Genomic DNA, 26,442 nt, shown 5'->3' on the forward strand with positions numbered 1-26,442 from the left:
AAAGGACGGGTAGGATGAGGAAAATGGCATTAAGCGGGGCAGGCAAAGCTGCCGAATCCTTTTCAACCGGCATTCAAACAAGGCTTGGAAAAGCGGGGGCAGGTCCGGTAGTTGAATATATAGTACCCGGAATGGAAAGGAGAAGGCGCCGTGAAAGCATTGGTATATGAAGCGCCTAAGCTGATGGTGATACGGGAGCGCGAGGCTCCGGAGCCCGGACCCGGCGAAGCGTTGATTCGGGTCGAGCAGGCGGGTATCTGCGGCTCCGAGCTGAGCGGCTATTTGGGACATAATTCGCTTCGGAAGCCTCCGCTTATAATGGGTCACGAGTTTGCCGGCACGGTACATAAGCTGGGTGCGGGCGTTACCCGTTTTCAGCCGGGCGACCGGGTGACGGCGAATCCGCTGATCACCTGCGGGCGTTGCCGCAATTGTACGAACGGGGCGTCCCAGCTGTGCGCCAACAGAAAGCTGATCGGAGCGCACTGCCAGGGAGCGTTTGCGGAATATGTCGCCGTACCGGAAACGAATTTGTACCTGCTTGGCGACCGGGTCAGCTTTGACGAAGGCGCATTCACCGAGCCGCTCGCTTGCGCCGTTCATATTGCGAGGCTGTTGAAGCCGCTGCCGACGCAACGGCTGCTTATTATGGGGGCAGGGCCCATCGGGCTATTGACCCTCCGAGTTGCGCAAATACACGGTTTAACGAATATCGCCGTAATCGACATTAACGAGGAGCGGTTAAGCATTGCCGCCGAGCTTGGAGCGATAACCGCGGCCAGCCTGGAAGCGCTGGCGCATGGCGGCATCGGCTCGTTCGACGCGGCAATCGATGCGGTCGGGTTGGAGTCGACGCGGACCCAATGCGTCGAAGCGTTAAAGCCGGGCGGTATCGTCGTTTTCTCGGGCCTTCATGCCGATGCAAGCAAGCTGCCGATTAACGATATGATCCGCAGTGAAATCCGCTGCCAGGGGGCGTTTGCCTATCATTCCGACGATTTTGAAACCGCATGGCAGTGGATCGGCGAAGGCCGCATCCGCTTGTCTCCTTGGACGATCCACGCTCCGCTGGAGCAGGGCGGGGAAGCGTTCGAACGTTTGATCGCCGGTTCCGGAAAAATCGCGAAAATTTTGCTGACCGTCCATTAAAAAATGATGAAAGGATGATGAAAATGAAAGTGGGTCTTTCCGTATATGGCACGACTTACATGATGGGTCTTCATCCCAAATCGGGGCAGCCGAGAATAACGGCCATGCAGCTGATGCAGCGTGCTGTCGAAGCGGGCCTGGAAGGAGTGGAAATGCCGCTGCAGGTCGTGGAGGGGGAAGATATTCAGACACTTGTCCGCTATGCCGAAAAACACCGGCTTTACGTCACGGTTGCGTCGGGCGGCTATGATCCGGATAAGCTTGAAACAGCGATGGATATGGCTGTACGGCTAGGCGCCAAGACCGTTCGCACCGTAGTCGGGGGCGCCCATTACGGCGGAGATCGCAGACCGATGGCGGGCCGGTGGCAGTCATTTATGCAGGAAGTGCTCGCAGGACTTGCCAAAGCGACGGCAACGGCCGAGCGCAAAGGACTGCAGCTGGCGCTGGAAAATCATCAGGATGTGGCATCGGAGGAACTGCTTTGGCTTTGCGAGCAGATCGGATCTTCCCATTTCGGAATTACGCTTGACACGGGCAATCCGCTTGCGACCGCTGAGGAGCCGATCGCATTCGCGAAACGGATCATGCCGCATTTAAAGCATGTCCATTTAAAGGATTATTGGATTTATTTGACCGAAGAAGGCTACCGTCTCGTGCGCTGCCCGATCGGTCAAGGCGCTGTCGATTTTCCCGCATTGCTGGAATTATTCGCCGAGCATCACCCTGAGATGACGATGTCCATCGAGGTCGGTGCGCTTGAAGCGCGTCATACCCGGGTATGGGCGGACGATTATTGGCCGGAATATCCGCCGCGCTCGGCAGCGCAGCTCGCCGAAACGATGCGGTTCGTACACACCCATGCACGGGCGCAGGCCGACTGGCGGACGCCACACGAGAAGAACGAGCCGGAACGGGCGGTTATCGCATATGAAAATCATCAGCTGTTGGCGAGCATCGCTTATATGCAGGGCTTAATGCGTACATTCCGCGGTTATACGCCGCTTCACGATCAAACGGAAGGAGGCTGGCTCCATGCAAATTGATTTGTCGGGCAAGGTAGCCATCGTGACCGGGGCGGCCCGGGGCATCGGCCGGGAAATCGCGCTCGCCTTGGCCTCGGAAGGCGTCGTCACGGTCGTTACGGATGTCAACGAGGCGAATCTCGATGGGATCAAACGGGAATTCGACGAGCTCGGGTACCGCGGAGCGCAATATTTGTGCGATGTCCGCGATTTTGCCCGCATCGAGCAGGTGGTGGAGTCAATCGTTCAAACCTACGGAAAAATCGATATTTTGGTCAATAATGCCGGAGTGGCTGGAGGCGGTCCCGTCGCTTCCCTGAAGGAAGAAGTATGGGATTTAAATCTCGATATTAATCTGAAGGGCACTTACCTGATGTGCAAGGGCATCATTCCGGTCATGAAGCGGCAGCAATCGGGACGCATCATTAATGCGGCCTCCTTTGCGGCGATTGTGCCGAGCTACGGCAGCGCCGCGTACGCTTCCTCGAAGGCGGGCGTTCGCCAATTTACGCGCGTGCTGGCCGGAGAGCTGGGGCCGTGGAATATTACGGTCAACTGCTATGCGCCGGGCATGATTCCCACCGATATGAACCATTTCGCGGAGCGACCGGACAACGAGCAGGAGCGGTTGCTCGACACACTGACTCTGCGCAGATGGGGCTCCAAGGATCATGTCGCCCATTTGATCTGTTTTCTCGCATCCGACTTTGCCGATTATATAACCGGAACGATGATCGATGTGAGCGGCGGGAAGCTGGCCACGCAAATTCCTAAAGTCGCATATGAAAAAGCGGGGGGAGAAGCGAAATGAGTATCCATTACCCGGGGTTGCGGGATCGGACCGTTATCGTAACAGGCGGCTCCAGAGGAATCGGCGCTGCGATCGTGGAGCAGTTCGTGCTGGGCGGTGCCAACGTGGCGATAGCCGATGTCGACGCACAAGGAGAAAAGTTGGCGGAGCGCTGGCGCGTCGAAGGGCATGATGTAAGGTTTTACCGGTGCGACGTATCCAGCGGGGAAAGCATCCGGAAGCTGATGGAGGCGGTTGAACAAGATTACGCCAGCGTCGATGTGCTTGTGAACAATGCTGGAATTTTTCCGCGGGGCGATCTGCAGAGCACGGATGAAGCGCTGTGGGACCGGGTAATCGGCATTAATCTAAAGGGCGTTTATTTAATGTGTCAGGCTGTTTCGCCGCTCATGATCAGGCAGGAGAAAGGCGTTATTATCAATATCGGTTCGATGCACTCGGCCAAAGGGGAAGACAACACGATGGCCTACGCCGTTTCCAAAGGCGGTCTTATTACGCTTACGCGCAATCTGGCCCATGCGTTGTCCAAGCACCGGATCCGCGTTAACTGCGTCCATCCGGGATGGGTCGCATCCGAGGGAGAGGTGGCGCGCTGGGAGTCTATGGGCAGCGATATGGATAAAATGCAACCGGCGATACAGGCCATTCCGCTTGGTCGCATGCAGACCGGAACCGACATCGCGCATACGGTCGTATTTTTAAGCTCGGATTTTGCCGATCAAATAACCGGCCAAATGCTGGCGGTGGACGGCGGAGGCAGCATCAGGAAGCCGCTGTGACGGTCTGGAGAAAGCGGAAGCAGTTTGAGAAGCCCTAAGAGGTGTAAGTAGCTTGGGAAGCGGGAGCAGCTTGAGAAGCGTAAGATTCGTGAGAATCCTGCCGCCGTCCTTCGAATGAGAGGCAGAGAGACAAGGAGCTGGAGAAACGGGTTCGTTTTTGTAAGAAGTATGGAATTTGGCTCGAAATAGTAACCAATAAATGGGAAAAAGGTGATTTCAATGGCGAAAATTACGTTTATCGGTGCAGGCAGCCTCGTATTTACGAAAAATTTGGTGAGAGATTTGCTGACTTTCCCGGCCTTTGAAGATTGCACCATTGCTTTGATGGATATTAACGAGGAGCGGCTCGGATTTGCCAAGCAAATGGTGGAAAAAGTAATCTCCTCCGGACGCTATTCCGCCAAAGTCGAAGCTACGACGAACCGTGCCGAAGCGCTAGAGGGCGCAAACGGGGTAGTATGCACCATTATGGTTGGGGATTTGTCGGTATGGCGGACCGATCTCGAAATACCGAAAGCGTTCGGCGTAGACATTAACATAGGCGATACGAGAGGCCCTTCGGGCATTTTCCGGTTTTTGCGGACCGTTCCGGCCATGCTGGACATATGCCGGGATATCGAGCGTTATTGCCCGGATGCCGTCTTCCTGAATTATACGAATCCGATGGCCATGTTGTGCCGGGCGATGCAGGGGGAGACGAAGGTGGAAGTAACCGGGCTATGCCACAGCGTGCAGGGAACGGCCGCCATGCTGGCCCGCTGGATCGGAGCGCCGATGGAGGAAATTACATACCGGTGCGCCGGCATCAACCATCAGGCGTTTTATCTCGATTACAAATGGAACGGCAAGGATGCATATCCACTGCTTCGCGATGCCGTGTTGAACCGGCCGGAAATCTACAACGAGGAGCAGGTTCGCAATGAAATGTTCATCCATCTGGATTACTATGTAACCGAATCGAGCGGTCATAACTCGGAGTATAACGCATGGTTCCGCAAGCGTCCGGAATTGATCGAGAAATATTGCACGCACGGCACAGGCTGGAATCCAGGCGAATATGCCATGTCGATCAAAGGCAATGAAAAACGGCGCAGCGACTGGACAAACAAGCTGATCGAATGGCGCGACAGTCCGATCGATCTGAACAGGGGCAACGAATATGCCGCCTATATTTTCAATGCGGTGTTCGGCGATAACACGCTGTTCGAATTTAACGGCAACGTCCGCAACTTCGGGCTGATCGACAATTTGCCGGAGGGCGCTTGCGTCGAAGTGCCGGTGCTGGCATCGAAGCGGGGCTTGAGCCCGATTCATGTCGGTCCTCTGCCGGATCAGCTCGCATTGCTCGTCAATACAAGCTCCCGCAGCGAGGAGCTGGCGGTCGAAGGAGCGCTGACCGGCGATCCGCGAAAAATTTTCCATGCAATCTGCTACGATCCTCTCACCTCAGCCGTGCTCAGTCTGGCGGAAATTAAAGAGATGGTCGATCAAATGTTCGCAGCCAACCGCGACTATTTGCCGCAGTTTAACCATTTGCACGCATAAAGGCTTACGGAAAGAGCACAGGTCCATTCGCGCTTAGTCGCAGCGAACTTGCCGTCCGTTGCGTTTTCATTATTATTTTCACGGCGAACTCCCTTGCCTCCATAAGGAAGCAGGGGAGTTTGTTTATCCGATTACGACTTTATCGGGTTAAGACCCCGCCTCTAAGGTGGACCTTGAATCAGGTGGGGTAGAGTCCCCATCTAATTCCCCGATGTTCAGCAAAGCTGAATGAGTTCACTTTGAACGGGAAAAGCGGCCGGGCAAGCGGTTCGGATGAAGGACGAGTATCTAAAATGCTTCTGCAGTTTACTGGCGAAAGTTTAGCGGGATAAGGATCGGGCAAACGATAAGGTTTCGTATCGAGTGATTGCCTGCCCGGTTTTTTTGATGGTATTTTTGTATGCAGTATACGCTTTTTTTTAGACGGGAGGTCGAAATGGCCGCTCGAGTTATGCTATTCTAATACCGTGCACCCTTTTTAGGGGTGACCGATGTTTATGTATGCAAGTTATGATCCGGGGAGCGAGATGGGTTGAAAACTCTTGTTATAGCTGAAAAGCCCGACATGGGGCGCAATATAGCGGCGGCGATCGATCCGAGGGCCAAAAATTTCCGGACCTATATCGAAGGCGAGCAGTATATTATCACATGGGCGATCGGACATTTGATCGGTTTGGCCGAGCCGGACGCTTACGACGACAAATACAAAAAATGGAATTTTCAAGATTTGCCGATTATTCCCGACCGCTTCAAGCTGGTGCCGAATGCGAAAACGAAGGATCAGCTGAAAGTCATCGCCGACCTGGCGAAGCGTGCGGAACGTCTGGTGAACGCCTGCGATGCGGGGCGCGAGGGTCAGCATATTTTTTCATTGATTCAGCGGCATCTGAAGCTGGCCCAGCCGGTCAAGCGGCTGTGGATTTCCGATTTGACGCCGGAGACGATACGCAAAGGCTTTGCCGAGCTGCGGGAAGGCACCGAGTACGACAATTTGACCAAGGCGGCCCGCGCCCGAAGCGAGGCGGATTGGCTGATCGGGATGAACGGCTCGCGCGCTTTTACGACCAGACACCAGGTACTGCTGTCGGTTGGTCGCGTACAGACGCCGGTGCTGGCGATTTTGTACGACCGGCAAAAAGAGATCGAGGCGTTTACCTCCAGTACATTTTACGATGTCGAAGCCTTCTTTACACAAGACGATACCGAGTATAAAGGCATGTGGCAGGGGGAACGGCTGACCGATCCCGAGAAAGCGAAGGCGTTGGTCGACAAATGCCGGAAAAAGCCGGGAACCATTGCCAGCTACGAGATTAAGGATACGAAGGAATATCCGTTCAAGCTGTACGATTTGACGCTTCTGCAGCGCGAGGCGAATGCGAGATACGGGTTTTCGGCGAAAAAAACGCTCGATGTGGCACAGGCGCTGTACGAAAAGCATAAGGTCATCAGCTACCCGCGGACCAACTCGAACTACGTCAACGAGCAAAATATTCCCGAAATGCACCGGGCGCTCGATCAGCTGCGCGGTACGGCTTATGACGAGCTGGCGGCGGGCGCGGAGAAGCGGTTCGTTCATAAGAACAACAAGGCCGTCTGCAATCCGGCCAAGGTGGAGGACCACCACGCCATTCTGCCTACGCATAAAAAGGCGAGCGGACTTTCTGCCGACGAGCAGCATATTTACGATCTGGTCGTCAGGCGGTTTTTGTCGCATTTTTATCCTGCCGCCGAATATAAGGTGCATACGGTTGTGACCACGGTTGAGAACGAAACATTCAAAAGCACGATCAAGCAGCTGCTTTCCGTCGGTTGGAAGGCGATCTATGCCGATCAGAAAAAAGAGAAGCCCAAAGCAAAGAGCAGGGCGGACAAGCAGGAGGACGAGGAGCAGACGGCGGAGGAGGAAATCAGCACTCCGTTTCAGCTGCAGCCGGAATCCGGTGTGCTGTGCACCAAGGCTGCGGCCAAGGAGAAGGAGACGCAGCCGCCGAAGGCTTACACCGAAGGTACGCTGCTGAAGGCGATGGAAGGCGCGGGCAAGCAGATCGAGGACGAGGAGCTGCGCGACGCGATGAAGGACTCCGGCTTGGGCACGCCGGCGACGCGCGCTTCCGTCATCGAGCGGCTCAAGCATGTCGGTTACATCGTGATGCAGGGAAAACGCATCGCGATTACGCAGAAGGGCCGCACGGCGGTCGAGCTGATTCGCCAAGCCGGGGTCGATCTGCTGACTTCGCCGGAGATGACCGGACATTGGGAGCGGCGGCTGAATGAAATCGCGCGCGGGCTCGCCTCGGACGACACGTTCATGGCGAACGTGAAGAAGTTCACGAACCTGATCGTCGAGAAGGTTCGGGTGCAGTCGAAGGCGGCGAAGCAAGCCTTCGAGAGCGAGGCGCAGCCGGCGGGCGCAGCCAAGCGGACGCGCAAGCGCACCGCCGGCGGAGCCGCTGCGGCCGAGGGCGCAGCTTCGGCAACGGCGCCGGCGAAGCGCACACGCGCCAAGCGCGACAGCGCGGCTGAGAGCGCAGCCGCGGCAGCTGTGCCGGCGAAGCGCACGCGCGCCAAGCGCGACAGCGCGGCCGAGGCGCTTGCCGCAGGCGTTGCGCCTGCGGGGGCGGAGCCGACGCTGCGCAGCGCGGCTTCCGCAGGCGGGCCCGCGCCGGGCGGCGCCCTGCGGGCGGCTGCGGCTCCGCCGCTTGGCGCGGGCATCGCGGCCTGCCCGCGGGCCGGCTGCGCCGGGCGCATCATAGCCGGCAAGCGCGGCTATGGCTGCACGGCCTACAAAGCCGGCTGCGGCTTTGTTATCTGGAAGGACAGCTGCGGCGCAGCGCTGTCCGAGCAGGACGCCCGCCGGCTGATCGAGCAGGGGAAGAGCGGCGTCCTGTCGTTGACGGACGCCGGAGGAAACGTCACCCGCGGCCGGCTCGTCCTGACGAACAGAAACACCGGCGAGCTGCAGCCGGAACGGTAGCCGTTCATGGAGATGAATAAAGAAAGAAAGGTGCTGATCCTATGCAGGAAATTCCTGTGCCGTACGTCCGCGCGAATCAAACCGGAATCGTCCTTTTTGTGCTTCTTGCCATCATTTTGCAACAGCCGGTGCTGATTGCGGCATTGTGGGCGATTCAACTCATCGGCTTATGGCGCGGCGTTCGGGCCAACCTGTTCGTACAGGCCGCCATGCCATGGCTCGCCTCCAGAACCGCAGGCGCACCGACGGAAGCCGTCGAGCTCCAGCGGTTCAACAATTCGCTTGCCGTTATTTTATTAACGGTCGCCGTGCTCTGCTTCTGGGTGTTTCGTTCGCCGCTTGCCGGTTATATCGCCGCAGGCATGGTCGCGGCCGCCGCGCTGGCCGCGATTTGCGGGTTTTGCGTCGGCTGCTTTCTGTACTACCAGTTCAAGAGCCGTACGCGCAAACGTTAGCAGGACCGGTCAAGCGATATTCGTAGGCGGCGCAATCGGATATCGAATTCCGGTCAATCTCCTTCATCATATGTTTATCGTTTATCCGATTACGACTTTATCGGGTTAAGACCCCCATTCTAAGGTGGGCCTTGAATCAGGTGGGGTAGAGTCCCCATCTGATTCCCCGATGTTCTGCAAAGCTGAACGAGTTCACTTCCCGTCATCCGCCTCAATATCGATGATGCATGGCCGGGCCGTTTCATTGGCCCGGTCTCCGGGAAACAGCAGCAGCCCGGGCGTATCCTTCACATTGTTGATGAAAAGCTGAAACGGGCTTTTCGGAAAGCGGCGGCAGTACAGCAGGACGTTGCCTCCGCCCGTTTCGATGACCTCGACGGGCCGCTCGGTGTCTATCTTGCCGTCCTGCACGATTTGAAACATACCGGCTGACGGTTCGCCCTGCGGCACGTCGACTCTTTTCTGGAACCGGACGAGCAGCCGGTCCGCCCCGATCCGCTCGGAGTCTACAGGCCGCGGCGGTTCATCGTACATATATTTGCCGAGATGGTATTCGTAAGCGGTCCAGGTCGCATAGCCGAGCTTGCCGGCTGTGCTGGCGAAATCGTCGAGCCATTTGCGGCTGCGCCGCATGCGCTTGAGCGACCCGATATCGGCCTGCACGCCAAGCGGGATATGCGGGTGAAGCTCGCGGATTTTGGCAACGAACGGTTCATAATATTTGCAATAATCCGCTTTTAGCATAGGTCTCATCCAATCCGGCCAATGGGTCTGAATGAAATGGACGTCGGGCCGTACGGTCGAAATCATCGCGGCGGCATCCAGTCCTTGAAATTCACGCAGCTTTTCCACCGAATCGGGCCCGGCGTGAACGCCAAGCGACCAGGTGGCGATGCGGATGTCGGGGTTCGCCTGCCTGACGCCTCCTTCGCCGTTAATCAGCTCGAACAGAAACCGGTTGACCGCCCCAACTCTGAATTCGATCCATTGGCGATAAAGAATCGGATTGTTTTTATAATAATTGGGACTGGAGCGGTGCTTGAAATCGGGAATATCGGAGCCGTACCGCTGCTTGAAGGCAGCTCTGGCATAGGGACCTACATCCCCGTACACGCCGTTTGAAAGTCCGTTCCATTCCGGGAAATAAGGCTCAGCCACCTCCAGGCCGTCAAACGGATACGTCCGAACGAGCTTCGCTAGCGCCTGCTTTTTCCAGGCCACATACCGGTAGCTGAACGGAGAGAGTCGGAAGTAACCGTCATGAACCGGCTTTAACAGCGTCATTTGCCATTCCGGCCAGTCCTTAGGCAAATGTCCGGTCGTATAAGTCCCATTGCCGAGCACCATTGCCCAGACGGCCAAGCCCCGTTGGCGGAAATGGCCGATCAGCTCGCCGTCCACCTTCGTTTCGTCGGTTACGAAGTAATGGATAACGCGGTAGCCGGCCAGCTCCAGCTCATCGGCAATGCTGGAGGCGGACCGGCCCCGGTAATAAGCGAAGGTAGGGTCGATCTGAATCGACGATCCCAGAAGACGTTCCATCATCATCCCTCCAGTTCTTGTTCTCGCCGGTCTCACCGGTCATGCAAATGCCAACCGTTTGATTATTGAGAAAACTCACCGGCAAGACCATTCCCTTTTTCCATTTCATCAGGTTTATCTCGGATTTTCTTTGGTTCAACTTATTCTTTGGTTCAACTTATATAGTATGCTTTTATGTAGGCTTGCGGCAAAAAAGAAGACGGTTATTTTTTGCAAGCTCGCATTTCAGGATTGTAATAGTAATTATTACTCTTAATTTGACATTTTTCGGCGTCAGGGCTACAATTTTACTAAACGGCCCGATGCAGCCGCAGCTTGCGGAGCAAGCTTTACGACAGTCACCCTTTAAGGAGAGAAACCGATGAAGCAAGCGGTACCTGTTCATATATTATCCGGTTTTTTGGGCAGCGGCAAAACAACCCTGTTAACCCAAGCGCTCGATTATTACAAAGAAAGCGGCAGAAAGCCTGCCGTTTTGATGAATGAGCTTGGCGACGTTAATCTGGACGGTATGCTCGTCGAAGATGACGTGCCGATGACGGAAATGCTGAGCGGCTGTATTTGCTGTACGATACGCGGCGATTTGGGCTTGGAGCTGAGAGAATTGGTTCTGGAGCATAAGCCCGACGTTATTTTCGTTGAATGTACGGGCGCGGCCAATCCGATGGAAATGCTGGACGGCGTTACCGATGCGTCGCTGCTCACCGAGCTGGAGCTGAAGTCGGTTATTACCGTCGTTGACGCGGCACAGCTGCTGGAGCGGCACAATAAAGGAGTTGGCAAGACATACAGGCTGATGCAGGAGCAGATCCGCTGCGCGACGCTGCTTATTTTGAACAAATCTGACCTGGTGTCCGCTGTCGAGCTGGCGGAGCTTCAACGAGTGATCCGGGAATGGAATCCGGTCGCACCCGTAACCGCAACGGTCCGCTGCCAGATGGATATAACGGAGTTCGATCGGCTGGACGACGCGGCGGGCGGTGACGGCAGGCTGCCCATCCGTCATATCGCAGAGGGTTCCGAGTCCGATAATCAAGAACGCAGCCGTCAGGCAAGCGAGCATGACGATTGCGGCCATCACGCCTGCAGCGGTCATCATCATGAACATCACGACCATCACGTCCACGACGATCATTGCAGTCATGACGTGCATGAAGCTCGCTCCGACAATGACAATGCGGTTCTGCATCATTCTCACGATCATGTGATGGTGTATACCCATTACTTTCATGGACCGGTCGACAGCGAGCAGTTCGAGACGCTGATCGGCAAGCTTCCGGCCAACGTGTACCGGGCCAAGGGCATTTTGCGGTTTACGGATACGGCGAGCCCTTTCATGTTTCAATATGCTTACCGCGAAATGGATTTTGTAAAAATTGCGCCCAAAGACGAGCTTCCGATTGTAGCCGTATTTATCGGGGAACACTTTTCCAGACAGCGGCTTGCTGCGGAATTGGAAGCGCTGGAGCGGGCGGCGGCAGTGCAAAAAGATTGACTCCCGCCGGCTTATAAGGCATTATTAGACTAAGAACGAAGCGTAAATCGAGGGATAAACGATGGGAAATCATGAGCACGATCTGCAAGAAACGGTTCAAGAAATGGTGAATGCGATGTCTGCCAAAGGCTGGCGAATAACGGATCAGCGCAAAAGCTTGGCCATGTTGTTCGCTGAGGCGGAAGGCTACCTGTCTCCGAAGGATGTCTATGAATCGATGCGCCAGAAATATCCGGGCGTCAGTTTTGATACGGTTTACCGGAATTTGCGCCTTTTAAGTGAGATGGGAGTGCTGGAGCAGTTTTATTTGAACGATGGGCTTAAATTCCGCGCCCGCTGCCAATCCCATCACCACCATCATATGATCTGTGTACAGTGCGAGAAAACCGTAACCTTTGAATATTGTCCAATGAAATTCGTGCCGCAGCTGCCGGACGATTTTCAAATTATGAACCACCGGTTTGAAATATTCGGTTATTGCAGCGATTGCGCCAAGCTTCCGCACGAAGCGCACTCCTGATATCGGGTATCCGATACGCCATAAACCTGTCAATGCGAAGCCTCTGTCCGGAGGCTTTTTTCGTCTTTTTTCCAGTTGCCGAATATTAGAAAATGATGTAAAAAAACGATTGACACCAATACTAGGCGATGATAATATACTGTTTATAAAAACAAAGTAATCGCATCGGAATTAAAGTTAATATCAACCGGACCACCGGAGAATCAAACAGGCTTTAAAACCAAGTTAACATATGCGATTAGAAGTTATTATACAGTTGCGTTATTTCGAGGGGAGAATTCGATATGTCAAACAGAAGCCTGTTGAATTGGAAAAAGTGGTCCGTCCTTAGTTTAGTCAGTTTATCATTGCTAGGTCTCAGCGCCTGCGGCGGCGGTTCGGGTACGCCCTCGGCGGGAGGTACGGCTCCCGGAGCGGCGCCTGATGCCAAACCGGCGGCAGCCAAGCCGGCCGTTGAACTTTTAAATGTATCTTATGATCCGACGCGCGAATTGTACCAGGAATACAACAAAGCGTTTGCAGCTTATTGGAAAGATAAAACAGGCCAAACCGTAACCGTTAAAGCGTCTCACGGCGGTTCCGGCAAGCAAGGCCGCTCGATTATCGATGGCTTGGAAGCGGATGTGGCGACACTGGCCCTGGCCTATGATATCGATGCGATCCAGCAGGCCGGACTGATCCAGCCGGATTGGCAAAAGAAGCTGAAGCAGAACAGCACGCCCTACACGTCGACGATCGTATTTCTCGTCAAGAAAGGAAATCCGAAAGGCATTAAAGATTGGGACGATCTGATTAAGCCGGGTGTCGAAGTGATCACGCCAAATCCGAAAACGTCCGGCGGCGCCCGTTGGAATTACATCGCGGCCTGGGGCTATGCTTACCAAAAGTTCGGCAAGGACGAAGCCAAAGCGAAAGATTTCGTGCAAAAGCTGTTTAAAAACGTGCCTGTGCTGGATTCCGGCGCGCGCGATTCGACAACGACGTTCGTCCAGCGCGGTATCGGCGATGTGCTGATCGCTTGGGAGAACGAAGCTTACCTGTCGATCAATGAGTTCGGCAAAGACAAATACGAAATTGTAACCCCGTCGCTAAGCGTGCTGGCGGAGCCTCCGGTAGCGGTCGTCGATAAAGTGGTAGACAAGAAAGGAACGCGCGAGGTGGCGCAGGCGTATTTGGAATACTTGTACACCGAGGAAGGCCAGACAATCGCCGCGAAAAACTATTACCGTCCGCGACTGGAATCGGTAGCGAAGAAGTACGAAGCGCAATTCGGCAAAATCAATCTGTTCACCATTGACGACGAACCGTTCGGCGGCTGGACGAAAACACAGAAAACCCATTTCAGCGACGGCGGCGTCTTCGATCAGATTTATAAACCGTAAGCAAACTATGACTCAAAGCATGCTTGCGAAATGTGTCGAGCCAAAGCGTCAGAGGAGAGAAATCCATGGCTAAAGGTTGGAAAGAGCGCAGTATATTACCTGGTTTCGGGCTGACCATGGGCTTTACCGTCATGTACCTCAGCCTGATCGTACTGTTTCCTTTATCTGCAATATTTATTAAAACGTCCGGTCTTAGCTGGGAGCAGTTCTGGCACACCATCACGGATGCGCGCGTTGTCGCTTCTTATAAGATCAGCTTTGGCACGGCGATCGGCGCTGCCCTGGTCAATACGGTTTTCGGATTTGTCGTGGCCTGGGTGCTGGCGAGGTATTCGTTTCCGGGCAAACGGTTTGTCGATGCGCTTGTCGATCTTCCGTTTGCGCTGCCGACGGCGGTAGCCGGTATCGCGCTGACGACCATTTATTCCAAAAACGGCTGGGTGGGCAGCCTGCTCGAGCCGCTCGGCATCAAATTGGCTTATACGCCGTTCGGGATTATGCTCGCCTTAACGTTTATCGGCATCCCGTTTGTCGTGCGGACGCTGCAGCCGGTTGTGCTGGAGCTGGAGAAAGAATTGGAGGAGGCGGCCGTCAGTCTCGGGGCCCGCAGGTGGCGGACGTTTACCCGGGTCATTTTCCCTCAGCTGCTGCCGCCTCTGCTGACGGGGTTTACGCTTGCTTTTGCAAGAGCCGTCGGCGAATACGGTTCCGTCGTATTTATCTCGGGCAATATGCCGATGAAAACGGAAATTGCGCCGCTGCTCATTATGACGAAGCTGGAGCAGTACGACTACGCCGGCGCGACCTCGATCGCGCTCGTCATGCTTGTGATTTCTTTCCTTATGCTGCTTGTCATTAACTATTTGCAGTGGCGGGCGAACCGCTTCAACACAACCGCATAAGCGAAGTTACCGATTCAGGAGGAGACCCAATGGCCGGATATGTGGCAACCGTTAAAGCAGGTTCGCGTGCGTTAGACAGACCGAAGCACATTACCGAACCGACGGTCGTAAAATGGATTTTAATTGGCATTGCCTTATTGTTTCTCGGTTTTCTGCTTGTTTTGCCGCTTGTTTCCGTGTTTGTCGAAGCGTTCCGCAAAGGGACCGAGGTGTATTTCAAGGCGCTGACCGATCCGGACGCCGCTTCGGCAATCCGGTTGACCTTGCTGACAGCCGCAATCGCGGTGCCCTTGAATTTGCTGTTCGGCTTATCGGCAGCGTGGGCGATCACCAAGTTCAAATTTAAAGGTAAAAATGTACTGATCACGCTGATCGATTTGCCGTTTGCCGTATCGCCTGTAATTTCCGGTCTTATTTATGTGTTATTGTTCGGCGCCAAGGGCTGGTTCGGCCCATGGCTGGCGGAGCATGATATCAAAATCATTTTTGCGCTCCCGGGAATCGTCCTGGCCACCGTATTTGTAACATTCCCGTTTGTCGCCAGAGAGCTGCTGCCGCTTATGCAGGCGCAGGGCGTGCAGGAGGAGGAAGCCGCAGTTACGCTCGGAGCCCGAGGCTGGCGTATTTTTTGGAAAGTGACGCTGCCGAATATCAAGTGGGGGCTTTTGTACGGCATAATTTTATGCAATGCGCGGGCGATGGGCGAATTCGGAGCTGTGTCGGTCGTATCGGGCCACATCCGGGGCTCGACGAACACGATGCCGCTGCACATTCAAATTTTGTACAACGAATACAATTTTGCCGGTTCGTTCGCGATGGCCTCTTTGTTGGTGTTATTGGCCGTCGTAACGTTGATCGTCAAAAGCTTTATCGAATGGAAGCACGACAGACAGCAGCATCAGCGGGAAGGGGAGTAGGGGAGCATGCATATTGTAGCTAAACATTTGACGAAAAGCTTCGGCAGCTTTCAAGCTACCAAGGACATCAGCTTCGAGATCGAAAAAGGAAAGCTGATCGGACTGCTCGGTCCGAGCGGCGGCGGAAAAACGACCATCCTGCGGATGCTGGCCGGGCTGGAGGAGCCGGATTCGGGCGACATCCTGTTTCACGGCAAAAAAGTCAACAACCTGCCGCCGCAGGAACGCGGAATCGGCTTTGTGTTCCAGAACTACGCGTTGTTCCGTCATATGAGCGTGCATGATAATATTGCATTCGGCCTGGCCGTACAAAAGCGGAGCAAGCAGGAAATTGCGTCGCGCGTCAGCGAGCTGATCGAATTAACCGGCTTGAAAGGCTTGGAAAAGCGGCTGCCGCATCAACTGTCCGGCGGCCAGCGTCAGCGGGTCGCGTTCGCCAGGGCGATTGCCCCTGAGCCGCAGCTGCTGCTGCTGGATGAACCGTTCGCGGCGATTGACGCCAAAGTGCGCAAGGAGCTTCGCACCTGGCTGAAGGAGATGATCAACCGCGTAGGCATTACGACCATATTCGTAACGCATGATCAGGAAGAAGCCGTCGAGGTAGCCGACGAGATTATGATTATCAACCATGGCATACTTGAACAAAAAGGTTCGCCGATCGACATTTACCAGCATCCTCAGACACCGTTTGTCGCAGGCTTTATCGGGGAGTCGAATCAGGTGGAACATATCGGCAAGTTCAAAGGCTTCACGCAGGCGGAGCTGAAGCCGACCAAGGCGATCATTCGGCCCGAATATATCGAAGTCGGTTATCCGAATGAAATTTCGGTTCTTTCCGCAGCCGAGTTCGGCACGGTCACCAACATTTATTTCCGCGGCACCCATTGGCAGGTGGAGGTCGAAGTCAATGGTCAAAAGCTGAATGCCTACCGTTCCATGGAATTGGATACACTAAAATTGTCGGACCCGGTTCATGTGCTGATCCATCGCGTCTATATGTTTAACGGTCAAGAGCACCGTACGGTGGAAAACAGCCTGAAAACCGATCCGTTGCCCGTTCATATTTAAGAAAACATGGGAGTCCGGTGAAGGAGAAGCGGAGAGAGCGGAATCGTGCTAAGAAGCGTCAGGATCGAAACCATGATCCACCCGCCTCAGCGGGCATGTATGCACCGGATACTTTTAGGAAAGGATGAGTTGCCATGGAACACCAGATTACGATCAAATGCGATGACGCCGAGCTTGCGGCGACTCTCCACTATCCTGCCGCCACCGGGTCGAAAAATCCGGTCATCATTATTGCCCACGGCTTTATCGGCAATCGAATCGGAGTCGACCGGCTATTCATTAAAGCCGCCCGCGATTTTAGCGAGCAGGGGTATATGGTGCTCCGATTCGATTATGCGGGTTGCGGGGAAAGTACCGGAGATTATGGCGCAGGGGGACTGGACTCGTTAATCGATCAAACCAGAAGCGTTATCGATTACGTAACGGGTATTGATTGTGTGGATCCTGCCCGAGTCATTTTATTGGGCCACAGTCTGGGCGGGGCTGTTGCTGTTTTGACGGCGGCGCGCGATAAACGGATCAAAACGCTTGTCCTATGGTCGGCCGTGGCCCATCCATTCAATGATATTTTGAAAATAACCGGCAAAAAATTGTACGAGGAAGCGGTGCAATACGGGAGTGCCGACTACTTGGGCTATTCGTTCACACCGTCTTTTTTCGAATCGCTGCCGCGTCATCAGCCGTTTGAGCAAACCCGTAAATTTAACGGGGACGCATTGGTTATCCACGGTACGAATGACGATGTCATTCCAGTCGATTACTGCTTTTTGTACCAGAAGCTGTTTTGGATGAGATCGCAGGGGCAGTGCGATAAAGAGATTATTTTCCAGGCGGATCATACCTATTCTTCAAGTCAGGCTTACCGGCAATTAGTTTCGGCAACCGCGAATTGGCTGGAGTCAATTGAGAAGCGCAAGAACGATTGGCATGATTGGACGATTTAAATTTTTTTAATTTATAAACCAAGTATACTCATCGGAAAAAATGGAGGGATTCGCTATGGCAAAGCCATTGATAATTGACGAAGTGTGGAATCAACGCATTTTGAATTCGGTGAATGGACTTGAATACGGAACTGTACAAATTGTCGTACACGACGGGAGAATTGTTCAGATCGAACGTACGGAACGCAAACGTTTTGAATCGGAAGCCGCTTTGCGCGACCGGGACGCTGCGGATGGCAAGCAGACCAGGTCGAAATAACCAAGTCGGTTTCAAGTCTACCGGACGGCCGGAGGCTTCCTGAAGCGGATGGGCGCGCATTGATGCCGCGTCACTGCGGGAAGTCTTTTTTTGTTGACAAACGCGTCCGATCCCGGAGGACGGCGAAGCCGTTTATCCTTGATTGCTGCCGGTTTCAATATAAATAATGGATAAGGAGTGTTTCGAATGGCACGTATAGCAGTAATTTCAGGCAGCCCTTCGGCTTCATCGAGGCTTGAAGGCGTATTGAACAGGATTGGACAAACGGCGGAATTGGCAGGTTTGGACGTCCATTGGATTCGGGTTAGAGATTTGGCACCCGAGGATCTCGTTTATTCCCGTTTCGACAGTCCGGCTATCGTTGAAGCCAACCGAGTCATTGCCGAAGCGGATGCCGTAATCGTCGCATCGCCGATATATAAAGCGGCGTATACCGGTGTTCTGAAAAGCTTTCTCGATCTGATTCCGCAAAAAGGGCTTGAAGGAAAAATCGTTTTGCCGATTGCTATCGGAGGCACCATTGCACATCTGCTGGCTATCGACCATTCGTTCAAGCCTGTGCTGTCGGCGCTGGGGGCGCATCACATATTGGCCGGAGCGTATATACTGGATACGCAGGTGGAACGCCTTGAGGATGGCAGCTTCAGGCTGCAGGATGAGATTGAGCATAGGTTATCGAAGGTGGCCGGGACGTTTATTCAGGAGACGGTATGGAGAGCGGATAAACAGCCGCTCGGCGATCCGAGCGGTGCCGGCGTCGCGCTGGCGTAAATCACGATTGACCGGCGGTTCCGTTATGCAGAAGCGCCTTCCGCATAGCGTGACTGTCTTTTTTCAACTTCCATGAAGAGGAGCTGATTTCAATGAGTGCTGAACATGCTATGGATCCGGCCTTAATTGATTCCGGGGTGCAGCATTGGCCCGACATCAGGTTCGTGGCCTACTGCCAGCAGACATTCGGCTTGAATCGGGGTATTTACAACACCATCGATCAATGGCTGTACGATTTTGGCTACCGCGATATTTTAAGCCGGCGGGCGTTGACCCTTGCGTTTTTGAACGATTTCAAAGAAAAGCACGGGGCGGAGCATCGGGGCCCTATTCTCCGTTTCGGTAAGGGCGGATTAACGAAGCAGCTTCATGATTTCATTCATTTGCCCAAGCAGCTGTTTTTGCACGCTTGAAGCCGATTTCCGTTACGCTGCAAACACGCAGGCTTATTTCGGATAAATGCTTGTGTGCAGGATAAAAAATGGTAAACTGTTTTTAGATATGCTCATTTCCAAATTATAGGAGGGAGTGATAGGGCAATGTCTAAAAAAGTGATGCCATGGCTGCTTACGCTGAGCATCGCCTGCACCGGCTTCAGTTGGTCCGCCAATCCGGATACGGAGCAAAAGCTGAACCGGATCGGGACATGGGACGGTACGACGGAAAAGGCCGAGCTCGCAGGTCCGTACGTGGATGCGGTGCAGGGCGAGGTGCCTTATGGATTCCGCAATTTTTTCAGAAATCCATGGCGCAGCTATATGGACACCTGGAGCGCGCAAAAGTACTTGGATGGATTGGGCATCAATTTTAACGTCAATGCGCCGGAAGCGGAGGCCACCGCGCAAATCCTGGAGGAAGCGGGGATTCGTTCCGGCCGTATTGAAATAGGCTGGGACAGCATTGACTATTACGACGACACCGCAATGAAGGCGGCGAATTACGATCGGCTGAAAGCTTTGCTGCAGGCCATGCAGAAGCATCGGATTCGGCCGCTGATTTTGCTGAATTTCAACTCCGGAGCTCCAAACCCGCGCGCCGGCGTTCAGGTGGAAGTGCTAAAACCGGCCAAAGCGGGCGACCGGACCGTCTATTTCAAGGAACTGAAGGAAACGATCCGCCCCAAATATACCGGGTTTACCAACTACGGCTTCATGATGTATCCGATTATTACGGAATTCGATCCGCAGACCGGCAAAGCGACGCTTTCCGCTCCCCTCCCCCAAGATTTGCCCGCAGGCAAGACCGAAATTTCCAAGCTCAAGTATCAGCCGTTTTCGCCGCCTGTCTTTAAGGACGGAACGCCGAATCCCGCATCGCAGGAAACGCTCGACGGATGGATGAAATATGTAACGACCGTTACAAATGCCGCCAAGGCAAGCCTGGGAACGGACGGAACCGAGGACGCAGGCTTCGATATCGAAGTGTGGAACGAATTTTCATTCGGGTATCATTTTATGAATATTAACGAATATTACGAGCCTGATCTGGAGTTTGCGAAGGATCCTATAAGCTACACGAAGGACGGCAGAACGCAAACCGGCGGCGAGGTGCTGCTGCCGATGACGATCGATTACGTGCAAAACCCGGATAACGGGCTGCCGGGCGTTCGTGTGATCAACGGCTTCTCCAACCAGCGTCCCTGGGATGACGGGTCGATGATGTGGCAGGGGCAAACCGGCTACAGCCGGCACTATTACAATGGCTATGATCAGGTCAAATCGCTCATTGCTCCGGGCTCGAAATCGGCCTATCAAAGTCCGACGCAACGTTATCAGGACGCGCAGGGCAATCGTGACGGCGTGCAGGACCCGAACAATGAGGATCGTACGTTGGAGGGCAGCTTTTTTACGCCGGCGCATATTGCCGCCTATCCCGAGCTGTGGTGGGCCGTTTATCAGACGGAAAGCGTAAGCCGGGATACCGTGCCGTTTCCGAGCCCGTATACCGGCCATTTTCGGAATGCGAGTCCGGGTCGCGGCGTAACGCCGCAACTGTGGATGACGGAGACCGGCTTCTTCAAGGAGGATTTCGCCAAACAGCTCATGGAGCAGACGGGCGCGGGTCGCGACGATGTCCGACTTCGCACGCTGATGCATGATTTGGCAGCGAAAAGCGTGCTGCGTCAATATGTGTTCAGCAGCCATAAAGGGCTGAGCACGATGAATTTATATGCAGCCAAAAGCAGCGATACCGGCTTTGCTTTCATTCCCGAATCGTTTTATGCGAAGCTGAAAGAGGACAATTATGTGCTGACGGATGCCGTCCGCGCCGAAGCCGGTTCACAGGTTGCGGCGCTTGCCGCCCTGACCCGGCTGATGAAAACCGGGGAACCGGTATCGACTCCAAGGCCGCTTAAGGTAGATAAGCTGGTCGAATACAAGCCGCGGCTTGTGTTCGAAGGGGACGGAACGGCTGCGCATCCGACCGTTTACCACCGCGATGAATTTGCCGTATTGCCCTACCAGCTGAACGACCACAAGTTTGCCGTCGGCTACTATGTGGTCACGCGGAATTCGCTGCATGACTGGGATAAAGATCGGGACCCGCTCGATACCGGTCGCTACAACATGCCGGAGCAGCAGTTCGAGCTCACGTTGTCCAACGTCCTGGGCGCGAACGCGAAGCTGTCCGTCTACGACCCGATTCAAGATACGACCGTTCCGTTGGAGGCGGCAAGCGCGGACGGCTCGACTTTAACGGTCAATGTCCAGAGCGTCGATTATCCGAGGATTCTGCTGATCGAAGAAGCGGAGGACGGTCCGGTGATGCAGCAGCCGCTGCTGGAAAAGACGGCAACCGGCGGTGCCGTTTCCTTCACGCCAAGCGCAAGCGGCACCGTACGCGCCACCTTCGGGAAATACCCGGCGCGCTCCGGCGGGATGTTCAAGTTCGAACGCTACACGGATAAAACGTTCTCCGCTCTGGTGGAAGCTTCCGAGTCCAACCAGCTGTATCAAGCTTTTTCAAGCCCGGGAGCGTGGAAATGGACAGGGACCGTTCAACCGAAGTATTCCGAGCCGTATACATTATTTATTACTGCCGGGAATGTTCATAATGCGAAGCTGCGGCTGAACGGCGAGCTTGTGTTCGACGGCAAAGACAACAGAGGCATCGTCAAGCTCGATTTGACAGCGGGCAAGTCGTATAACCTGGAATTTACGTATTTCAACGAATGGTCCAACAACCATAGCGCCGAAGTATATTGGTCGAGCGCCAGTCAGCAAAAAGACATTATCGCGGCGGAGGTACCGGAATCGAAGGCGATCTCAATGCCGGTCGTTAAAGGGGAAAAGGCCTCGATTCCGCTGGAAGGCATGAAGGAGGGCGACGGGGTCAGGCTGGAATTCAGCGAAGGCAATAGCATTTGGACCCGTTTCCCGTTCTGGAGCTTTGACCGGGCCGGGGTCATGTACGCTGAAACCCCGATGGCCGGCGAGCCGCAGCAGGCGCCGTAATGTCGCGATAAAAGCAAAAAACCGGCTCCTCTTGTTGCAGAGGCAGCCGGTTTTTTGCACGCTTTTAAACCAATCGGACGAGGTTGAATCAAGCCGGCGCTTTTTGCTTGCCGGGCCGGATGGCCAGCAGAGCAAGCAGGGCGGCCAGCGCACTGGCGGCGCTAATGGGATAGAACAGCCAGCGGCTCGACATATTCATCAGCAGCGATGCGGCAGGCGGGCCGACGGCTACCCCGATGAATCTCATGCTGCTGTATATCGAGGTAATGGTGCCGCGCTGCTCCTTTTCGATTCCCTCCGTAATCAGCGCGTCAAGGCTGGGCAGCGAGGCCCCGATGCCGATGCCGGCCAAGCCGAGCAGGAGCAGCAAATAAATGAGCGATTCCGGCTCGGTCCATCCGCATATGAGCAGCGCGACGCTCATAACAACAAGTCCGCCCAACGTGACCCATTTCATCAACGGCTTGTTTTCGCCGATGATTTTGCCGGTCACGTAGGAGGAAAGACATAGCGCCGCGAGCGGGAACGCCAGCAGGCAGCCTTTATAAACGCCTTTAATACCGTAACGGTCCTCCAATAAATTGGACAAATAAAACAATGCGGCAAAGACGACGAACATGCATATTCCGCCTGCGGCAAACACAGCGCCCAGCCAGCTGCCCTTTTCCCGGAACAGCTCGCGGATCGACCGCCGGAAACTGGCAAAGCTGACGACCGGCTCCGGCTTGTCCTTTCGCGGCGCTTTCACCAGGATGCCTACGAGCAGAACGGACAGCAGACAAAGTGCGGGAATCGCGTAAAACGGGGTGTACCAGCTGATTAACGCCAATAATGAGCCGACAATCGGGCTTAACACTTTGCCGAAAGTATTGGCTGTTTCGATCACGCCGAGCCCGGCGCTCACCTCTTTTTCCTGCTGAAACAAATCTCCGACCAACGGGAGAACGATAGGTGCTGCACCCGCAGCCCCGACACCCTGCAGCAGCCTGCCCCACAGCATGATGTGATAGCCGTTACCAGGCAGTATCGAAGCCAAACCGCATACGGCGCCGCCCGCACCCGCCAGCAGAAGACCGGGGATCAATATTTTTTTGCGGCCGAACCGGTCCGACAAATAGCCGGCTACCGGGATCAAGACGATCGCGACCAAAGAGTATAAGGTAATGATCAGACTGATTTGAAACGGACTGACCTGCAGCTCTTCGGCTAACGCGGGAAGTATGGGGATCAGCATCGAATTTCCCAGCGTCATAATAAGCGGAACCGAGGACAATGAGAGAAGTGCGCCTGCTTTTCCTGCTTCCATGGAAGCTAACCACCTCTGCTGACGATTATGGAAAGCCAATGCTTCCGGCGGTCCGGTCAACCATTGCCGATGATGGTAAGGTTAGCTAAACCCGATAAAAATATTCAACTATTCCGCTTGGATTTTTGATGCCTGCCTGCCTGTCTGTCTGTCGAAAGTCCAAGCGGGTCAAACGCCGCCCCGATCCGTCAATTGCACAGGCGCGCCGTCATAAATAGCGGTTCCTTCGGGAAGTCCCCCGCATATCGCTTTCATCGCTCCGGGCTTATCGAAGTTGAATACAAACACCGGCAGCTTGAAATCCCGGGCCAAAATAAAAGCCGATTGATCCATGACCTTTAAATTTTTGCCGAGCACTTCGTTGTAAGGCAGCGACACGTAGGTTCTCGCATTCGCGTCCTGCTTCGGATCGCTATTCATGACGCCGTCAACGCCCTGTTTGGCAACAAGAATCGCATCGCAGTTCACCTCCAGCGCTCTTTGAACGGAAGGGTAATCCGTCGTAACATAAGGCTGGCCGTTGCCGCCGGCAAAGATGACGATATACCCTTTCTCCAAATGATGGATCGCCCGCAGACGAATGTACGGCTCCGCAACCGCGCTGACCGGGATGGAGGACATGACCCGCACTTCCTTGCCTGTCCTTTGTTTGAGCACGCCTCTGAGCATCAAACTGTTGATGACGGTGGCCAAGGTGCCGATATTGTCGGCCTCGGCCCGTTCGATCCCCCAATAATCCGCCATATTGCCGCGAAAAATATTGCCCCCGCCAATAACGATCGATACCTCGATGCCAAGCTCCACCACCGACAACACCTCCCTGGCGATATGCTCCAGTCTTGTCGGGTCGAAGCCGAATTCGCTGCTGCCGGCAACTGCACCGCCGCTTAATTTGATCATAATCCGTTTGTATGCTCTCATAACTGGATCGCCTCCGGCTATAATTGTAAAGGATAAAAGCTTTGCCGTCCTTAGGGGATAGGCATGCTTGTCAACATTGTGCGAAGCAAGTATAAATAGCTGCGCTTGCTTTAGAACTTAAAAAAAGAACTAAAGCAGCGGATGCTTTAGTTCTTCATAAAAAACGAAAAGAGGAGAGCGGCATATGCGTTCCGGACGGGTTTAAACATCGGCTTCATAGCGCTCGCTCCTTTCACAGGTTCCAGTTGATTCCCTTATACAATACCTGAAACCGGAGAGGATGGCAATACTTTCCACTGTATGGCGAATGCGGGAACCGAAAGCGCCGCAATTCGACATTTCAGCTGTCCGTCCAATCCGGAGGATGCTATAATTTCTTTAAAACCGCTTATAGGACACGGGGGGCTGGCTGGATTGAAGCTGCAACGTTTGAAAATCCACTCCATCAGCAATAAAATGATCGTCTATTTCTCTACGCTGTTTATCATCGTTATTGTCATAATCGGAGCGATTTCATACCGGATGTCTTCCCACGCGCTCGAAGAGCAGATGATTCTGGACACGCAAAAAATTATGGATCAGGCGATGATTAACGCCGACTTTTACTTTTCCGATATGAAGACGCCCATGATAATGATCGCACGCAATCCGAACGTATTGAACATATTGACGAATTATGCGGATGCCGAATGGGTGGACCGGTTGAGCATGCAGCGCATACTGGACGAGTTTACGCAAAATATTAACCAGTTTAAATCGTATATTAAAGACATTATTCTCGTAAGCCGAAACGGCGTTGTTTACAATATTACGCTGGCCGATGAAATTTCCCGCGGCTTTCCGTTTCTCGAGTCCGAATGGATGAAGCCGGTTGTCGGCAGCGACAAGCGAGGCATTCAGTTCGTTACGACGCATGTGAGCAACTATTATGTCGGCGCCTATTCGAAAGACAAGGTCGTATCTGCGGTTTTGCCGATCGAGGAAAACAGGAACGTGCTCGGTTATGTCGTATGCGATATCAATCTGCAAAAATTCAGCGAAATTTTTCAATCGCTTTCACTCGGCTCCGGCGGCTATATTTATATGGTCGACCCGCAGGGCAAAATTATTGTCCATCCGGACCCCAGGAAAATCGGCACGGAAATCGGCGGCGAACTGCTTGAGCCGCTGCTTCATGATCGGACCGGATCTTTTAAAATGACGGACGGCGGCGAGAAAAAGCTGATCATCCGCACGCAATCGAAAGTGACCGGCTGGTTGCTGGTCGGTGACATTCCGTACGCTCATATTACGAAAGCGGCGAGTCAAAACCGGACGATTACGTATCTCATCCTCGCAATGGGCGTACTGCTCATTGTTGCGATCTCCGTTATCGTATCCAGGCAAATTACGAAGCCGATCAAAGCATTGATTGACCGGATGAAAAAAGTGCAGACGCATGATTTCAAAACCCGCGAAGTCGATTACGGGCATGGCGAGGTAGCGGTCATCGGCCAACGGTTCGAGGGCATGGTATTTGAAATTAATAAATTAATACAGGATGTGTACGTTTCCAATCTGAAGCAGAAGGAAGCGGAGCTGAAGGAGCTGCAAAATCAGATCAATCCGCATTTTTTGTACAATACGCTCCAGCTCGTGAAGGCGGAAGCTGTATTTGGCCGCCACAAGGAAGTCAGCCTGCTTATCACGACGCTGGGCGAGCTGCTGCGATATCCGATGTATGGCCGCAACGAGCCGGTTGAGCTTCAGGAGGAAATATCGTATATCAACAAATATATCGATATTTATCAACGGCGGTTTCGCGGGAAATTCGAGTTTACTTGCGACATGGACCCGAAAGTTTCGCGGATGCGCGTGCCGAAGCTCATTTTGCAGCCGGTTGTCGAGAACGGTCTTGTTCACGGCTTGCGCGAAACCAAATCCGGCGGCCGCATCGATGTCCGGATCAGCTGCAGTGAAGACGGCTCCTCCGTCGAAATTATCGTATGGGATAACGGAACCGGCATGACGAAGGAGCAAGTAACGCAATTAAACGAACGATTGAGCGCCGAGCAGGACGATCACAGTATCGGCTTACTGAACGTCAGGCAGCGGATTCAATTGAAATACGGACCCGAGTACGGCATCTCGGTTCGCAGCGAAGAAGGAGTCTTTACAGAGGTCAAGCTGACGCTGCCGCGGGAAAATGGCGATCCGGCCGCAAATCATTAAACGGGAGACAA

General features: G+C 54.0%; 22 protein-coding genes. 19 read left to right on the plus strand and 3 right to left on the minus strand.

Features of this window, described 5'->3' with window-relative positions; translation table 11 throughout:
• The first annotated feature begins 150 nt into the window (after positions 1 to 150).
• The 7 genes from E1757_RS07510 (at position 151) to E1757_RS07540 (ending at position 8,738) form a co-directional block, all read left to right on the plus strand.
• Positions 151 to 1,149 (plus strand): zinc-dependent alcohol dehydrogenase, encoded by a 999-nt coding sequence (locus tag E1757_RS07510; RefSeq protein ID WP_246079061.1) that lies wholly within the window; start codon positions 151 to 153, stop codon positions 1,147 to 1,149.
• Between the two features lie 23 nt (positions 1,150 to 1,172).
• Positions 1,173 to 2,195, plus strand: coding sequence for a sugar phosphate isomerase/epimerase family protein (locus E1757_RS07515; RefSeq protein ID WP_133226270.1), 1,023 nt, complete (start codon positions 1,173 to 1,175; stop codon positions 2,193 to 2,195).
• Entirely contained in the window at positions 2,185 to 2,985 is an 801-nt protein-coding gene (locus tag E1757_RS07520; RefSeq protein ID WP_133226272.1) for an SDR family NAD(P)-dependent oxidoreductase, read from the plus strand. The genes E1757_RS07515 and E1757_RS07520 overlap by 11 nt, the downstream gene beginning before the upstream one ends.
• A complete protein-coding gene (locus tag E1757_RS07525) occupies positions 2,982 to 3,764 on the plus strand; it encodes an SDR family NAD(P)-dependent oxidoreductase (RefSeq protein ID WP_133226274.1) in 783 nt (260 codons plus the stop codon). The genes E1757_RS07520 and E1757_RS07525 overlap by 4 nt, the downstream gene beginning before the upstream one ends.
• A 219-nt stretch (positions 3,765 to 3,983) precedes the next feature.
• Entirely contained in the window at positions 3,984 to 5,309 is a 1,326-nt protein-coding gene (melA, locus tag E1757_RS07530; protein WP_133226276.1) for an alpha-galactosidase, read from the plus strand.
• A 532-nt stretch (positions 5,310 to 5,841) separates the two neighbouring features.
• The gene (locus E1757_RS07535; RefSeq protein WP_133226278.1) at positions 5,842 to 8,283 is read left to right on the plus strand and encodes a type IA DNA topoisomerase; all 2,442 of its coding nucleotides are present in this window, start codon (positions 5,842 to 5,844) and stop codon (positions 8,281 to 8,283) included.
• Positions 8,284 to 8,324: 41 nt separating this feature from the next.
• Positions 8,325 to 8,738 carry a DUF4395 domain-containing protein gene (locus E1757_RS07540; RefSeq protein WP_133226280.1) on the plus strand — a complete coding sequence of 138 codons (414 nt, stop codon included), beginning with the start codon at positions 8,325 to 8,327 and terminating at the stop codon, positions 8,736 to 8,738.
• A gap of 192 nt (positions 8,739 to 8,930) precedes the next feature.
• On the opposite strand, the gene E1757_RS07545 is transcribed toward E1757_RS07540, so the two are convergent.
• Positions 8,931 to 10,280: an N-acyl-D-glucosamine 2-epimerase gene (locus E1757_RS07545; protein ID WP_133226282.1), complete on the minus strand. Its 1,350-nt coding sequence runs from the start codon at positions 10,278 to 10,280 to the stop codon at positions 8,931 to 8,933.
• A 361-nt stretch (positions 10,281 to 10,641) separates the two neighbouring features.
• On the opposite strand from E1757_RS07545, the gene E1757_RS07550 reads away from it, so the two are divergent.
• The 11 genes from E1757_RS07550 to E1757_RS07600 all read left to right on the plus strand — a co-directional run bounded on the left by E1757_RS07550 (position 10,642) and on the right by E1757_RS07600 (position 21,993).
• Positions 10,642 to 11,775, plus strand: a complete 1,134-nt coding sequence (locus E1757_RS07550) for a CobW family GTP-binding protein (protein WP_133226284.1) — start codon at positions 10,642 to 10,644, stop codon at positions 11,773 to 11,775.
• A 61-nt stretch (positions 11,776 to 11,836) separates the two neighbouring features.
• Entirely contained in the window at positions 11,837 to 12,295 is a 459-nt protein-coding gene (locus E1757_RS07555; protein ID WP_133226286.1) for a Fur family transcriptional regulator, read from the plus strand.
• A 284-nt stretch (positions 12,296 to 12,579) separates the two neighbouring features.
• The gene (locus tag E1757_RS07560) at positions 12,580 to 13,677 is read left to right on the plus strand and encodes a sulfate ABC transporter substrate-binding protein (RefSeq protein ID WP_133226288.1); all 1,098 of its coding nucleotides are present in this window, start codon (positions 12,580 to 12,582) and stop codon (positions 13,675 to 13,677) included.
• 65 nt (positions 13,678 to 13,742) lie between these two features.
• Entirely contained in the window at positions 13,743 to 14,579 is an 837-nt protein-coding gene (gene cysT, locus E1757_RS07565; protein ID WP_133226290.1) for a sulfate ABC transporter permease subunit CysT, read from the plus strand.
• 29 nt (positions 14,580 to 14,608) lie between these two features.
• Positions 14,609 to 15,496 carry a sulfate ABC transporter permease subunit CysW gene (gene cysW, locus E1757_RS07570; RefSeq protein ID WP_133226292.1) on the plus strand — a complete coding sequence of 296 codons (888 nt, stop codon included), beginning with the start codon at positions 14,609 to 14,611 and terminating at the stop codon, positions 15,494 to 15,496.
• Between the two features lie 6 nt (positions 15,497 to 15,502).
• Positions 15,503 to 16,564, plus strand: a complete 1,062-nt coding sequence (locus E1757_RS07575) for a sulfate/molybdate ABC transporter ATP-binding protein (RefSeq protein WP_133226294.1) — start codon at positions 15,503 to 15,505, stop codon at positions 16,562 to 16,564.
• A gap of 134 nt (positions 16,565 to 16,698) precedes the next feature.
• The gene (locus E1757_RS07580) at positions 16,699 to 17,508 is read left to right on the plus strand and encodes an alpha/beta hydrolase (protein ID WP_133226296.1); all 810 of its coding nucleotides are present in this window, start codon (positions 16,699 to 16,701) and stop codon (positions 17,506 to 17,508) included.
• 55 nt (positions 17,509 to 17,563) lie between these two features.
• Positions 17,564 to 17,767 (plus strand): YezD family protein, encoded by a 204-nt coding sequence (locus E1757_RS07585; RefSeq protein ID WP_133226298.1) that lies wholly within the window; start codon positions 17,564 to 17,566, stop codon positions 17,765 to 17,767.
• Between the two features lie 186 nt (positions 17,768 to 17,953).
• Complete coding sequence (gene ssuE / locus E1757_RS07590) at positions 17,954 to 18,538, plus strand: NADPH-dependent FMN reductase (RefSeq protein ID WP_133226300.1); 585 nt, start codon at positions 17,954 to 17,956, stop codon at positions 18,536 to 18,538.
• A gap of 92 nt (positions 18,539 to 18,630) precedes the next feature.
• A complete protein-coding gene (locus tag E1757_RS07595) occupies positions 18,631 to 18,951 on the plus strand; it encodes an RNA-binding protein (RefSeq protein WP_133226302.1) in 321 nt (106 codons plus the stop codon).
• A 126-nt stretch (positions 18,952 to 19,077) separates the two neighbouring features.
• Complete coding sequence (locus E1757_RS07600) at positions 19,078 to 21,993, plus strand: PA14 domain-containing protein (RefSeq protein ID WP_133226304.1); 2,916 nt, start codon at positions 19,078 to 19,080, stop codon at positions 21,991 to 21,993.
• A gap of 88 nt (positions 21,994 to 22,081) precedes the next feature.
• Here the strand turns inward: E1757_RS07600 and E1757_RS07605 are convergent, their stop codons facing one another.
• Positions 22,082 to 23,299, minus strand: a complete 1,218-nt coding sequence (locus tag E1757_RS07605) for an MFS transporter (RefSeq protein ID WP_246079062.1) — start codon at positions 23,297 to 23,299, stop codon at positions 22,082 to 22,084.
• Between the two features lie 168 nt (positions 23,300 to 23,467).
• Positions 23,468 to 24,220: a UMP kinase gene (pyrH, locus tag E1757_RS07610; RefSeq protein ID WP_133226306.1), complete on the minus strand. Its 753-nt coding sequence runs from the start codon at positions 24,218 to 24,220 to the stop codon at positions 23,468 to 23,470.
• A gap of 414 nt (positions 24,221 to 24,634) precedes the next feature.
• Between pyrH and E1757_RS07615 the strand changes: the two genes are divergently transcribed.
• Positions 24,635 to 26,431, plus strand: a complete 1,797-nt coding sequence (locus E1757_RS07615; protein ID WP_165971994.1) for a cache domain-containing sensor histidine kinase — start codon at positions 24,635 to 24,637, stop codon at positions 26,429 to 26,431.
• Positions 26,432 to 26,442: the final 11 nt, after the last annotated feature.

Origin of the sequence: Paenibacillus piri, assembly GCF_004354045.1 — a bacterium.
Classification (GTDB): domain Bacteria; phylum Bacillota; class Bacilli; order Paenibacillales; family NBRC-103111; genus Paenibacillus_S; species Paenibacillus_S piri.

What these genes read in the sequence shown, in the direction of transcription:
- E1757_RS07515 (WP_133226270.1), top strand. Translation starts at nt 1,173, where the DNA reads ATGAAAGTGGGTCTTTCCGTATATGGCACGACTTACATGATGGGTCTT.
- E1757_RS07520 (WP_133226272.1), top strand. Translation starts at nt 2,185, where the DNA reads ATGCAAATTGATTTGTCGGGCAAGGTAGCCATCGTGACCGGGGCGGCC.
- E1757_RS07525 (WP_133226274.1), top strand. Translation starts at nt 2,982, where the DNA reads ATGAGTATCCATTACCCGGGGTTGCGGGATCGGACCGTTATCGTAACA.
- melA (WP_133226276.1), top strand. Translation starts at nt 3,984, where the DNA reads ATGGCGAAAATTACGTTTATCGGTGCAGGCAGCCTCGTATTTACGAAA.
- E1757_RS07540 (WP_133226280.1), top strand. Translation starts at nt 8,325, where the DNA reads ATGCAGGAAATTCCTGTGCCGTACGTCCGCGCGAATCAAACCGGAATC.
- E1757_RS07545 (WP_133226282.1), bottom strand. Translation starts at nt 10,280, where the DNA reads ATGGAACGTCTTCTGGGATCGTCGATTCAGATCGACCCTACCTTCGCT.
- E1757_RS07550 (WP_133226284.1), top strand. Translation starts at nt 10,642, where the DNA reads ATGAAGCAAGCGGTACCTGTTCATATATTATCCGGTTTTTTGGGCAGC.
- E1757_RS07555 (WP_133226286.1), top strand. Translation starts at nt 11,837, where the DNA reads ATGGGAAATCATGAGCACGATCTGCAAGAAACGGTTCAAGAAATGGTG.
- E1757_RS07560 (WP_133226288.1), top strand. Translation starts at nt 12,580, where the DNA reads ATGTCAAACAGAAGCCTGTTGAATTGGAAAAAGTGGTCCGTCCTTAGT.
- cysT (WP_133226290.1), top strand. Translation starts at nt 13,743, where the DNA reads ATGGCTAAAGGTTGGAAAGAGCGCAGTATATTACCTGGTTTCGGGCTG.
- cysW (WP_133226292.1), top strand. Translation starts at nt 14,609, where the DNA reads ATGGCCGGATATGTGGCAACCGTTAAAGCAGGTTCGCGTGCGTTAGAC.
- E1757_RS07575 (WP_133226294.1), top strand. Translation starts at nt 15,503, where the DNA reads ATGCATATTGTAGCTAAACATTTGACGAAAAGCTTCGGCAGCTTTCAA.
- E1757_RS07580 (WP_133226296.1), top strand. Translation starts at nt 16,699, where the DNA reads ATGGAACACCAGATTACGATCAAATGCGATGACGCCGAGCTTGCGGCG.
- E1757_RS07585 (WP_133226298.1), top strand. Translation starts at nt 17,564, where the DNA reads ATGGCAAAGCCATTGATAATTGACGAAGTGTGGAATCAACGCATTTTG.
- ssuE (WP_133226300.1), top strand. Translation starts at nt 17,954, where the DNA reads ATGGCACGTATAGCAGTAATTTCAGGCAGCCCTTCGGCTTCATCGAGG.
- E1757_RS07595 (WP_133226302.1), top strand. Translation starts at nt 18,631, where the DNA reads ATGAGTGCTGAACATGCTATGGATCCGGCCTTAATTGATTCCGGGGTG.
- E1757_RS07600 (WP_133226304.1), top strand. Translation starts at nt 19,078, where the DNA reads ATGTCTAAAAAAGTGATGCCATGGCTGCTTACGCTGAGCATCGCCTGC.
- E1757_RS07605 (WP_246079062.1), bottom strand. Translation starts at nt 23,299, where the DNA reads ATGGAAGCAGGAAAAGCAGGCGCACTTCTCTCATTGTCCTCGGTTCCG.
- pyrH (WP_133226306.1), bottom strand. Translation starts at nt 24,220, where the DNA reads ATGAGAGCATACAAACGGATTATGATCAAATTAAGCGGCGGTGCAGTT.